Raw genomic sequence first — 12,061 nt, 5'->3', positions numbered from 1 at the left:
ACCGGCAACCATCCAGACGACTCTATCTGCACAGGATGCTACCTTCTGGTTTGCCAATCCGGCCATATCCCGGAACAGTCTTGCCAACCGGTTCTCCGGGACAATGCCGGTTCCGACTTCATTCGATACCAGAAAAATCGAGCATTGAGCCGTTTCAAGCGTTTGAATCAACTCGTGAATTTGTTCATCGATTCTCTGCGGGTCGTCGCTTTCCAGCAGGAGGTTGCTGAGCCAGAGTGTCAAACAATCAACAACGACAACATTTCCTTTGAGGCCGTGATCATTAATGACTTCCGGCAGCCTGATGGGAGCCTCGACCGTTTTCCAGCGTTGATCTCTCTCTTTTTGGTGACGTCGGACCCGCGCTTTCATTTCGTCATCGCCGGGCACTAAGGTTGCGATAAATATATTTTTCTTTTCAGCTACTTGTGACGCCAACTCAAGAGCATAACGGCTTTTACCGCTCCGGCATCCTCCCATAATCAGTACGATTTCTTTCACAGCTAACTCCAGACTAATTTAACAGTTTAACAATTTCCGAAACATCAATGTGTTTTTCAAAATGAGCGGCCAGGTGGTCATAGGCCGTATCTTTGCCTGCCAGGCCATAAGGGTCGGGCAACGTGATTTTGCCAAGACCGACAATGTTTAACCAGCGCCTGGTGATGCCGGGCGTATCGAACAGCCCATGCATATAGGTTCCCATAATGCGCGATGCGTGTATCGTACATCCATCTTCAGTTTCACATGGAATGCGGTTGCGTTCAAAGACCTGAAACAGAGGCTCTCCATCAAGCCGCCGGGTCTGTCCCATATGGATTTCGTAGCCGGTGCCTTCTATATCCTGCCAGGCGAATCGCGATCGTGTCGTCGTTTTGGGGGCTTTTAGAATGGTTTCAACCGGCAGGAGCATCAGTCCTTGACTTTTTCCCGGATGGCCTTCCAGACCTTCCGGATCGTGCACAACATGGCCCATCATTTGATATCCGCCGCAAATCCCTAATAGATGTCCGCCCTGATCGGCATAAACGTTAATTTTTTGAGACCATCCGGTGGTATGCAGCCAGTGCAGATCCGATCGGGTGTTTTTTGATCCGGGCAGAACAACGGCCCTGAATCCGGACAGGTCCTGGACTTTTTCAATAAAATAGACCTCCAGCCCCGGCAAACTCGAAAGGCTGTCAAAATCGGTAAAATTGGAAATATGGGGCAGGCGGATAACTGCGATTGCCGGAGCATCGATTTTTGCCGGCGATATCGCTTTGGGGTTTTCAATCACCACCGAATCTTCAGGCTCAATGTGGAAGTGGTCATACCATGGCAGTACGCCCAGCACCTTTTTCCCGGTCCGCTCCTGTATCCAACGGACTCCGTCGTCAAATAGACGCATGTCCCCTCGAAAGCGGTTGATGATAAATCCTGCGATCTGATCTCGCTGTTTTTGAGGCAGACATTCCAGGGTTCCGATGATCTGGGCAAAGACGCCGCCTCTGTGGATGTCGGCTACCACAATCACAAGGGCGCCGGCATATTCGGCCATGCGTAAATTTACCAAATCGTCCGGCATAAGATTGACTTCGGCGCAAGAACCGGCCCCTTCCATGATAATGATATCGTAAGTGTCGCGTAATCGATCTAATGCCGAACAGGCGATGGAGAACAGGCGGGTTTTATTTTTATAGTACTGGCGGGCCGTGAGATTCTCAACCGCTTCGCCCAGGATTACCACCTGCGAACCGGTATCACCGGTGGGCTTTAAAAGGATCGGGTTCATATCCACGTGCGGAGGTATTCCGGCGGCCTCGGCCTGCACGATCTGAGCACGTCCCATTTCCAGCCCTTCGGGCGTAACTCCTGAATTATTTGACATATTCTGGGCTTTGAACGGCGCAGTCCGTACGCCTTGGTCTGCAAAAATACGACAAAGGGCTGTAGTAACGATGCTTTTTCCAACCTCAGACGCTGTTCCCAAGACAGCCAGACACAACCCCTGCTGTTTTGTATTATTTATAATCAGGTTATGCATTCCAACAAAAAATCCCCGGACCGAAATCGAATCAACCCGGGGATGTCCCTTTTTTACCCTCAAGATCACATGGCTTTACCTCTGTCCTCGCAGGTTTCGCCTTTGAAACCTTTGCAAAATTACAAGGTCTCCCTTCCATTCAGGCAGGTCTTCTGACTTTCGGATCATCCTACTTGCCGCGCCTTCCCATTCAACTGAAGATGAGCAGTGGTTTATTGCGGCTTTGGTCCCCGATCACAGCGGCGGGCCCGTCCCCGAATCTCACGGGGTTCCCTATTAAGCTCTCAAGGAACACCTGAACAGACCCCAGTAAATAATTAAAAAACAGCAATAAAGTCAAGAAAATTATGGATTGGGATTTCAGCAGGCTTTGACAACCATAAGAAAGGTTGAGGCGGGGCCTTTTGAACTGTAGATTTGAAACCCAAATTAACACCATTAGTGAGATGGACTGGATGCATGAAGGCAGAGTACCAGGTATCAATCACCGAGCCTATGTAAGAGCTACCGCAAGATATGGTATTTTCTGACTTAAGTCTTCCAGAAAAATTATTAGCTATAGCGGGCTATTTTGCATATTCAGCGATATGTATATCAGCTCTAATCAGATCATTAACAACTTTCGAGAGATCTGAATTCTTTTTCTTCGCGATACTTTCTATAAAAGCGAAGTTCTCAGGGTCAAGATAAATGGGCAGATTCAGCTTAACATCTGGAATGTAAAACTTGCCCCTTTCGCCCTTAGAAAAATCATATTCGTCCTTCATTCCTTTACTCCCCATATTGTTGTTCTTCTTTCTTTATAGTTTTGCGGCTGGAAATTATGCGTATGGTTACGACTTCCTCGTCAATTTGCTCAAAAGTGTGATCACAATCAGCAAGATTCCCGTAAAAGACAGTCCCATAGTGATCCATCTCTCCTCATCACCGCTGTGGCTTTCATCATAAATAGATATAGCTCTCGGATCTTTAAACACCGTTGCGGCTTGCTCAAAGCTTACTTTGTGCTTTACCCTATTTGATTTCTCCTTCTGAGGATCCCATTCGAAATTATATTGCAACGCATCTCTCCGCAGCTGTTTTTTGCATTCTTATATAGCATTGCTAGTATGAGGAACTAATGAACTTACCGTCGTAGAGCTATGGCCAGCGTTAAGCGCTCGCCGATATTAAATAATACTCATACTTCAATCATTCGAAATTCCATTATAAATTTGGTATTTAAATACATTTTTATATGAAAAAATACCATATAACAAGTCAATTTTAGAGACAGATGCCTCAAGAGGAAATGTTGAAATGTTCCAGAGCAAATTTGAAAATTGAATTATGTGATAACTTGCCGTACTAATAGGTACAAAAGGGATCAGTATCATTGAAGATAATGTAAGGCAAACGCAAATATTTTGGGGTTCATTTTTTGGAAGGTGCCTGGCCTCAATCCTTGACCACGGTTTACAAAAAGACTATTGATGATTTGTTAACTTAATTCTATCATTATCAAGTATCATAGACAGGAGTATCTAATGAGTCTTCATCTAACGGCCCCGTCGTCCGAACGAACCGTTTGCCGCAGTCCCGCCACCGGAGAAGTTCTGGGACACTCGCCCCTGACACCTGTTGCTGAGCTCAAACAGATCATTGCCACCGCCCGCATTGCCCAAAAATCATGGGCTCGTCTGACGGTTAAACAGAGGGTGAAGCACATGTTGCGGGTGCGGGATTATATTAGTCAAAATTACGCGGAAATTGCGGATGTTATTGCCCAAGATAACGGCAAAACTCGTGTGGATGCGTTGTCCACGGAAGTCATGACGGCAGTAATGAGCGTTGATTATTATGCCAAGCGTGCTCAAAAATTCCTCAAAGATCGGCACCTTGGGCCGGGCAATATCATGTTAGCCAACAAGATATCCAAAATCGTCCGGGTGCCGTACGGCGTTATCGGCATTATTTCCCCCTGGAACTATCCTTTTGCCATTCCCTTTTCAGAAGTTGTGATGGGACTTCTGGCCGGCAATGCCGTTATCTTGAAAACTGCCACGCAGACGCAGATGGTGGGCCTCAAATTGGAAGAATGCTTTAAGGCGGCACAACTTCCGAAAGGAATCTTTACCCACGTCAATATTCCCGGTCGTCTGGCCGGAAGTGCATTTCTCAAAAACGGCATCGACAAACTCTTATTCACCGGCAGCGTAGCAGTCGGTAAACAGTTGATGAAAGAAGCTTCGGAAACATTGACTCCCCTGGTGCTCGAGTTAGGCGGTAACGATGCCATGCTGGTCTGTGAGGACGCCGACTTGTACCGGGCCGCCTCCGGCGCCGTCTGGGCCGGGCTGTCAAATTGCGGTCAATCCTGCGGGGGAGTTGAGCGTATCTATGTTCATGAAAAGGTTTATGAATCGTTCCTTAAATATTTGAAAACACAAGTAGAAGCTTTACGCGTTGGCATTGATCTGGATTTTAATGTAGACCTCGGAGTCATGACCACCGCGCGCCAAGTTCAGACAGTTAAACGTCACCTTGAAGAGGCTCTGTCAAAAGGGGCCGTAGTCTATGCCCGTTCCGCGCAGCCGCCCGGAGACGGGTCCGGTCATATCCTGCCGGCGTACGTATTGACTGATGTCCATCACGATATGCTGGTGATGCGTGCCGAGACCTTTGGCCCGCTCTTGGGAGTCATGAAGGTAAAGAATATGGACGAAGCCGTTGCTCTGGCCAACGATTCCGACCTGGGATTAAGCGGTTCGGTCTGGTCCAAAAACCGCCAGTACGCCGAAAAACTGGGCCGCCGAATCATGGCCGGCGTGATCACCATTAACGACCATCTTGTTAGTCACGGCCTGGCCGAAATCCCCTGGGGCGGCTTCAAGGCCTCCGGTATCGGCCGCACCCACGGTGCCATCGGATTTGATGAAATGACCCAGCCCCAGGTGATTGTTCATGATGTTCTGCCCTTTGCCAGGCAAAACATGTGGTGGCATCCGCACGGTAAAAACATATTTCAAGGGTTGTCCGGGGTTGTTAATTGTCTCTACGGAAGATCCGTTTCCGAACGCATAAAAGGTTTGTGGCATTTACTGAAGATTGTTCCACGCTATTTCACTACCCGTTAACGGGTTCAAGGGTTCAGAGGTTCAGGGTTCAGAGGTTCAAAGTTCGGGGCTAGTTAGTAAAGGTTAACAAAAAAAGCAACCCTGAACTTCTGAACTCTGAATCTGTGAACGCTTACGAAAGGTAACCCTGAACTTCTGAACCCTGAACCTGTGAACGCTTACAGTTTCTAATAAGGTGCATGGATGGCCGCTAACAAAACATACGATTTTATCATTATCGGCTCAGGCTTTGGTGGTAGTGTCAGTGCTTTACGTCTGGCAGAAAAGGGGTATGCAGTAGCAGTTCTGGAAGCCGGTAAGCGTTACCGTACCGAAGATTTTCCCAAAAGTAACTGGAATATTTTCAAATATTTGTGGCTGCCGTTTTTGCGTTGCTTCGGTATTTTGCGTATCAGTCTGCTTTCCGATATGTTGATTTTGAGCGGTGCCGGCGTAGGTGGCGGCAGCCTGGGTTATGCCAACACTCTTTTGGAACCGCCGGACGCATTTTTCAAAGATCCTCAGTGGGCGGAGATGGGTGACTGGAAATCAATCCTTAGCCCTTTTTACCAGACAGCCAAGCAGATGCTGGGGGTCACCCGCAGTAAAGAGATCTATCCGGCGGATGAGTTGCTGCGTGAATTGGCCGAGGAGATGGGCAGAGAACACACTTTTAAACTCCAGGAGGTGGGGGTCTTTTTTGGTGAGCCGGAAAAAACCGTGCCGGATCCTTATTTTGGAGGAGAAGGACCGCATCGGACCGGATGCTGTTTCTGCGGCGGATGCATGGTCGGATGCCGTTACAATGCTAAAAATACTCTTGACAAAAACTATCTATATTTGGCCGAGAAACTGGGTGTAGAAATCTTTCCCGAGACCAAAGCAACCCTGATTCGAGAGCGTCCCGGCGGCGGCTACCTGATAGATACCGTGCGCTCCACATCTTTTTTTTCCGGCGGGGGTCGGACTTTTGAGGCCGCCAAGCTGGTGCTGGCGGCGGGAGTTCTGGGCACGGTACCCCTGCTTCTAAAATGCCAAGATCAGGGGACTTTAAAACGGCTGTCACCGCAACTTGGTTCAAGAGTTCGCACCAACAGTGAAACACTTATGGGAGTCAGTGCCAAGAACGACGATGTGGATTACTCCAAAGGCATTGCGATTACCTCGAGTATCTATCCCGATGATGTGACCCATGTGGAACCTGTGCGTTATCCTGAGGGTTCTGATTTGATGAGTCTTTTGAGCACTATTTTCATCGAAGCCAGGAACCCTTTAATGCGCCAACTGAAATGGCTTGCAAAAATCATTTGCCACCCGATAAGCTTTTTGCAGCTACTTTGGCCCTTTGGGTGGGCACGGCGATCAATTATTCTGCTGGTGATGCAGACGTTGGACAACAGTGTTAGGATACGCTTTAAACGGCGCTGGTGGTGGCCATTTAGACGTTCTCTTGTTTCGAAGCCTGAATTTCAACGGGAAAAAGTACCGGTCTTTATTCCACAAGCTCAGGAGATAACTAAAGCTCTGGCCCGTAAGACCGGCGGCATTCCACAAAGCTCCATCAATGAGGTGTTATTAAATACCGGGATCACTGCCCACATTTTGGGTGGCTGTCCCATCGGCCCGAATGCGGAACAGGGTGTCATCGACGGTCAAAACCGTGTTTACGGTCACAAAGGTTTATATGTGATTGACGGATCCATGGTCCCGGCCAATTTGGGAGTTAATCCCGGCCTGACCATTACCGCCATGGCTGAACATGCCATCAGCCATATTCCACCGCAAGGTAAGCAGGACACGGACAATGAAACCTGATTTGAACATATATGCCGGCAACCGTCTGGAGATCCTGGCCAGGCAGCTGGCACGCCTTGTCAGGCAACCCCTGCCGTCTCCGCTTGCGCCGGAGATCATCGTTGTCCAGAGCAGGGGCATGCAGCGGTGGGTATCCATGGCGCTTGCCCGGCACAACGGGATCTGCGCCAATTGTGCTTTTCCGTTTCCCAATGCCTTTTTGCAGGAGCTGTTTAGAAAACTGATTCCGGATTTGCCGGATCAATCCTTGTTTGATCCGGCCGCCTTGACCTTCAGGATCATGAAGGTCCTGCCGGCCGGCATGCACTGGAAAGGCATGTCCGAGCCGCTGCCTTTTTTTCCGGAATCGTCCTTTGAATATGCTAAAAGGGTTCTGATTAAAAAACAGGTGCATGATGGCTATAACTGTGCTATTTAAATTTGAATTTCCCGTTGCGACTCGACTGTCTTCGACCCTGAGACTTCGGGGAGCTCGCCGAAGTCTTGCAGCGCGGGATGAATTCAAATGAAAGATAAAATCGTAACACGATTTTATTTATAGGTAAATACTATGGAGCTTACACCGTTAGATGCTATTTCTCCTGTTGACGGCCGTTATTGCAAAATAACGCAGACATTAAGCAAATATTTTTCGGAAGGGGCCTTGATCCGCTACCGCGTGCTGGTAGAGATCGAATACTTTATAGCATTGTGCAACCTGCCGCTGCCACAATTAAAAGATTTCGATAAAGGTTTGTTTGATTCTTTGCGAAGTATCTACAAAAATTTTCAGCCGGCGGATGCCCGCAGAGTGAAAGATATTGAGGCGATCACCAACCATGATGTCAAAGCAGTGGAATATTATCTGAAAGAAAAATTTGATGCATTAAATCTGAAAAAATTCAATGAGTTTATTCATTTTGGATTAACATCCCAGGATATCAACAATACCGCTGTCCCCCGTTCTTTAAAGGACGCCTGGCTTGAAGTTTTAGAGCCTGTTCTGGATGAGGTCGTTGCAGCGCTCAAAGCAAAGTCTCAGCAGTGGAGAGAAGTCTCCATGCTGGCCCGTACCCATGGCCAGCCGGCATCGCCGACCAGCTTGGGTAAAGAAATTTATGTGTTTGTCGACCGGCTGACAAAACAGGCAGAACTTTTGAAAACAATACCTTTTTCCGCCAAATTCGGCGGTGCTATCGGCAACTTTAACGCCCACCACGCCGCTTATCCCGAAATCGACTGGATCGTTTTCGGCGATCATCTGGTTAATGAAGTATTGGGACTGAAACGCTCCAGTGTTACCACCCAGATTGAACATTACGATAATCTGGCTGCCTTTTGCGATAACCTGAAAAGGATCAATACGATTTTAATCGATCTGAACCGCGATATCTGGTCGTACATTTCCATGGATTATTTCAAACAAAAGATCAAAGCCGGAGAAGTCGGGTCTTCAGTCATGCCACACAAGGTCAATCCCATCGATTTTGAAAATTCAGAAGGAAATCTTGGCTTTGCCATTGCAATTTTTGAGCATCTGGCTGCCAAACTTCCGGTTTCAAGACTGCAAAGAGATCTGACTGATTCAACGGTTACCAGAAATATCGGGGTACCCATGGCACATACCCTGATTGCCTGGCAATCATTGTTAAAAGGATTGGAAAAACTAATACTGAACCAAGAAGCGATCCGTGCCGATCTGCAGGAAAACTGGGCGGTAGTTAGCGAAGCGATTCAAACCATCTTGCGTCGCGAGGGATATCCAAAGCCATATGAAGCCCTTAAAGAGCTAACCCGCAAGCATGCACACATTGACCGTGAAACAATTACCGATTTTATTGAGAACCTTAAGGTTTCACAGAGCGTCAAATCTGAATTATTGAAAATCACGCCCGAAAATTATACCGGCATCTACAACTTTTAAATTTTAATTCCCCGCTGCTTTGCAGCGGGGAATTAAAATTTAAAAGAAAGGATAGTAACCTCTTTGCGGCGTAGCCGCGTTTCATAAAATCGTAACACGATTTTATTTAGGGAGTGATTAGCCCCTTTTCGATGGCGAAAGCGGTCAGTGCCGCCGCATTGTGAAGACCCAGCTTTTTCATTAAGTTGGAACGGTGTTTTTCCACCGTTTTTATACTGATAAAGAGAATATCGGCAATCTCTTTGTTCTTGTAACCTTCGGCAATCAGCTTGAGAACCTCCCGCTCGCGCTGTGAAAGGGTATCCCATGTTGAACCGGCCTTTAAGGTTCGTCTTCCTTCCAGATACCCTTCAATTACCTTTTCAGAAACACCCGGGCTCAAATACGGTTTGCCGGATAAAACACTACTTATGGCCATCATAAGTTCATTATGAGTGGCATCCTTCAAAACATACCCGTCGGCACCGGCGTCAAGGGCTGCCAGAATGTATTCCTCTGTTTTGTGCACCGTTAGTGCAATAATCTTTATCTCCGGGTGTCGTTTTTTTATGTCTCTAATGGCTTCGATACCGTTCATTCTCGGCATGGAAAGATCTATAAGCAAAAGATCCGGAATCAGTTTTTCAACACAGCGGATGGCGTCACGGCCATCTTCAGCTTCACCTACGATTTCGTATTTTTCATCAGAAGATAACAGCGATCGCAACCCTTCTCTAAGGATAGTATGATCTTCGGCTATGACGATTTTTTGTTTTCTTATCATATTACAATTCCGTGAACTGCCACTTGGTAGTATTTTTGCGGATAATAAATACAGCTTATTTGAGCGTAATATACAGTGTTCGCTCCATTTATCATGCCAAACTTGTTTAGTAAAGGGGATTTAGCCTAATGATACCCTTTTTTATGAGCGACGGCAAAAAGGCAATTAAGCTTAAAGGTCTCACAGCCGGAAGACGCGGGTACATCCATTGTTCACGATACTGATCATTGACGATAACAGTCCTTTTCGATATTCATTGCGAAAGGCCTTGGAAGGCAGATTCCCGTTTATTGCTGTTGAAGAGGCCTCCCAAGGAGAGGAAGGTTTCAAAAAGGTCGATAAGTGCCGGCCGCATCTGATATTCATGGATATGCATCTGCCTGACATCAACGGTATTAACCTGACTCGCAAAATCAAAACCGATTATTCCGATACCCGTATCATGGTTTTTACAGCATATGATCTGCCTGAATATCGGCAAGCCGCTCTCGAATCCGGGGCGGACCATTTTGCCGACAAGGACTCATGGACCGGCGATAAGACTTTCGAATTGGTCGAATCCGTTCTGTCAGACCTCGGTTTTGACTGGCAAGGCATAACCAGAGACTCGTGAAATTCCTAAGCGCTTATTGGAAAAAAGTCAATCAAGGAGATGGACTATGAATAAAAATCCCAACCCCATTCGAGAAAATGGAGACAGAAACATCTTTTGTCCCCATTATGGTGATTGTCTGGATCATGCTGCCAAACTTCACTGGGAATCTTGGGCTTGTTTTGACTGCTATCACAAGCTGATGAAAGCAGCTGGAGTAGAAGGGCCGGTTTTATCCGGAGATACGACGCCATTTTATACTGTTTCTTCAGAGATTTATCGGCAAGTAGGATAGAATGGCAGGTCTTTGTTAAGGCCGGGTGCTACTGTACTCCTCTGCTGATTTTTTTGACATCCGTTCTAAATTCGACAATTTCGCCGGAAGGGCCTGTTTCAAGAACAATTTTTCGGGTCACAAATGACATAATCTCAACGTTAAACCGATATTGTCTGCCGCCGCCAGGCATCTTGATGATTTGGTCCGGATAGCCCCATTGATCGATAAAATCATCAACGGGACCGTTCAGCCATCTTTTGAGTATCATTGAAAATTTTTTGTCGTCGAACACCTGGTTGTAGCTCTCTTTTTCAACCTGCGCTTTATAGGCTTCGACTTCATGGTTGAAGGCCTTGCGTTTGCGTTCATAATCTTTTAAATTTTGATAGTATCTTAATACTCTTTCACTATATTTTATAGGCGTGGTTCCGGGCCTGAGGCGTTTTTTTTCCGTTTCAAGCTGCTCAAATTCTTTCAGCAAGGTCTGGTATGCCAGGTCCAATTCTTTTTGAATACGTTCAAATCGTTCTTTAATTGCATTAAAATTAAATTCCGGGCTTTTTGCGACAATTGCCGGCGCAGTTTCAACTGTTTCTTTTTGTTCGTTATTTCTCTTATTTTTATCTGCATCATAATCTTTGATTTGTTTAGCTGCCGGTACTGCAATATCAGCCGCTGCGGGGGTTGTTTTGACAATTCGCTCAACGTCGTCTTTCGAAAAACCGATGACTATACCATTTCTGTAGCACTTAATTTCATTGCCTTCCTGCCAGATCTTATCTGACTCAAAGCGCATACCGTTTTTTAAAATAACGGTGTCTGCGTCCGACAATAATGGAGCCAGAACAAGTATGAGAAAAATTAAAAGAAATTTCTTCATTTTCGAAAAACCAATTGTGAGCAAAGTGAACCAAGTTGTACCTTGAAATTATAACATGATTAACCATCAATGAAAAGTGATTCGCTTGCATCGATTTAGCACTTGAAAGCACATTAACTTTAACTTATACTTTCTATACGTTCGCCGAAAGCAGACTATGTATAAAATCTCGAAGCTATTTTATAACTTCAGACCTCGTCATTCACCAGATAAAAATGAATGTAGACCGTTATATACTGCGGGATTTCACAAAAATTGGACATCCGGTCGGTCTGGGTTAGGAGGTTCAGCGTTCAGCGTTCAGCGTTCAGGCCTCCGGCTCGTAGAGGCACGATCCTACGCCTCGGAGAGGTTAATCGCTTCGCGCTTTTTTCCTATACCATTGATTCCATAGGGGTAATTAAATGAGGGATCAACCTCTGAACCTTTGAACGTTGAACCTTTGAACCCAACTCTTTGATTAGAGATGGCGCGTTTTGTCCAAAATTTTCTCCGTAATCTGTCATTATTTACGAGGTCTGGAGTTACATCTCATTTAAAGTTTTCCATATCGTTTACCGATATTAATATGGATGTCGTGCAAATTCTCATTCATCATGATCTAAATGCAAAAACTCTTGAAAATAATCATATTTCTTGCAGGTTGCAGCCTGCTGGCCCTGTTGCCGTGCAACCCGGTCCTGGCCGAGCCGGTAGAGGATCTCCTCCGG

Annotated in this window: 12 protein-coding genes, 1 pseudogene and 1 riboswitch; of the genes and pseudogenes, 6 read left to right on the top strand and 7 right to left on the bottom strand. The window is 46.4% G+C overall.

Translation table 11 applies throughout. From position 1 onward, the window contains the following. The 5 genes and pseudogenes from cobU to V3S16_RS11815 form a co-directional block, all read right to left on the bottom strand. Positions 1-501: bifunctional adenosylcobinamide kinase/adenosylcobinamide-phosphate guanylyltransferase (gene cobU / locus V3S16_RS11835; protein WP_413885180.1), on the bottom strand; the 501-nt coding region annotated here is incomplete at its 3' end. A gap of 13 nt (positions 502-514) precedes the next feature. Further along, a complete protein-coding gene (locus V3S16_RS11830) occupies positions 515-2,026 on the bottom strand; it encodes a cobyric acid synthase (RefSeq protein WP_413885179.1) in 1,512 nt (503 codons plus the stop codon). Between the two features lie 124 nt (positions 2,027-2,150). Continuing rightward, a riboswitch (cobalamin riboswitch) is annotated at positions 2,151-2,340 on the bottom strand. Positions 2,341-2,592: 252 nt separating this feature from the next. Continuing rightward, positions 2,593-2,793, bottom strand: a complete 201-nt coding sequence (locus tag V3S16_RS11825) for a hypothetical protein (protein ID WP_413885177.1) — start codon at positions 2,791-2,793, stop codon at positions 2,593-2,595. A gap of 4 nt (positions 2,794-2,797) precedes the next feature. Further along, on the bottom strand, positions 2,798-2,941 hold the full coding sequence (locus V3S16_RS11820; RefSeq protein WP_413885182.1) for a hypothetical protein: 144 nt from the start codon (positions 2,939-2,941) through the stop codon (positions 2,798-2,800). 2 nt (positions 2,942-2,943) lie between these two features. Then, positions 2,944-3,087 (bottom strand): annotated as a pseudogene (locus V3S16_RS11815) (BrnT family toxin); the annotation flags it as partial. Between the two features lie 465 nt (positions 3,088-3,552). On the opposite strand from V3S16_RS11815, the gene V3S16_RS11810 reads away from it, so the two are divergent. From V3S16_RS11810 to purB, 4 genes are all read left to right on the top strand, one after another. Then, entirely contained in the window at positions 3,553-5,142 is a 1,590-nt protein-coding gene (locus V3S16_RS11810) for an aldehyde dehydrogenase family protein (RefSeq protein WP_413885175.1), read from the top strand. Positions 5,143-5,325: 183 nt separating this feature from the next. Next, on the top strand, positions 5,326-6,936 hold the full coding sequence (locus V3S16_RS11805; RefSeq protein ID WP_413885173.1) for a GMC oxidoreductase: 1,611 nt from the start codon (positions 5,326-5,328) through the stop codon (positions 6,934-6,936). Further along, positions 6,926-7,354 (top strand): exodeoxyribonuclease V subunit gamma, encoded by a 429-nt coding sequence (locus V3S16_RS11800; protein ID WP_413885171.1) that lies wholly within the window; start codon positions 6,926-6,928, stop codon positions 7,352-7,354. The genes V3S16_RS11805 and V3S16_RS11800 overlap by 11 nt, the downstream gene beginning before the upstream one ends. Before the next feature lie 132 nt (positions 7,355-7,486). Continuing rightward, positions 7,487-8,839 carry an adenylosuccinate lyase gene (gene purB, locus V3S16_RS11795; RefSeq protein WP_413885169.1) on the top strand — a complete coding sequence of 451 codons (1,353 nt, stop codon included), beginning with the start codon at positions 7,487-7,489 and terminating at the stop codon, positions 8,837-8,839. 106 nt (positions 8,840-8,945) lie between these two features. Here the strand turns inward: purB and V3S16_RS11790 are convergent, their stop codons facing one another. After that, entirely contained in the window at positions 8,946-9,602 is a 657-nt protein-coding gene (locus tag V3S16_RS11790; protein ID WP_413885167.1) for a response regulator, read from the bottom strand. Positions 9,603-9,810: 208 nt separating this feature from the next. Between V3S16_RS11790 and V3S16_RS11785 the strand changes: the two genes are divergently transcribed. Together V3S16_RS11785 and V3S16_RS11780 are read left to right on the top strand one after the other, a co-directional pair. Then, a complete protein-coding gene (locus V3S16_RS11785; RefSeq protein WP_413885165.1) occupies positions 9,811-10,215 on the top strand; it encodes a response regulator transcription factor in 405 nt (134 codons plus the stop codon). A gap of 46 nt (positions 10,216-10,261) precedes the next feature. Next, positions 10,262-10,489, top strand: coding sequence for a hypothetical protein (locus V3S16_RS11780; protein ID WP_413885163.1), 228 nt, complete (start codon positions 10,262-10,264; stop codon positions 10,487-10,489). A 28-nt stretch (positions 10,490-10,517) separates the two neighbouring features. On the opposite strand, the gene V3S16_RS11775 is transcribed toward V3S16_RS11780, so the two are convergent. Next, positions 10,518-11,351, bottom strand: coding sequence for a hypothetical protein (locus V3S16_RS11775; RefSeq protein ID WP_413885161.1), 834 nt, complete (start codon positions 11,349-11,351; stop codon positions 10,518-10,520). Positions 11,352-12,061 lie beyond the last annotated feature (710 nt).

The organism is Candidatus Desulfatibia sp. (assembly GCF_036446775.1).
Lineage (GTDB): Bacteria > Desulfobacterota > Desulfobacteria > Desulfobacterales > UBA11574 > Desulfatibia_A.
This window is presented reverse-complemented; position numbering and strand designations above follow the sequence as displayed.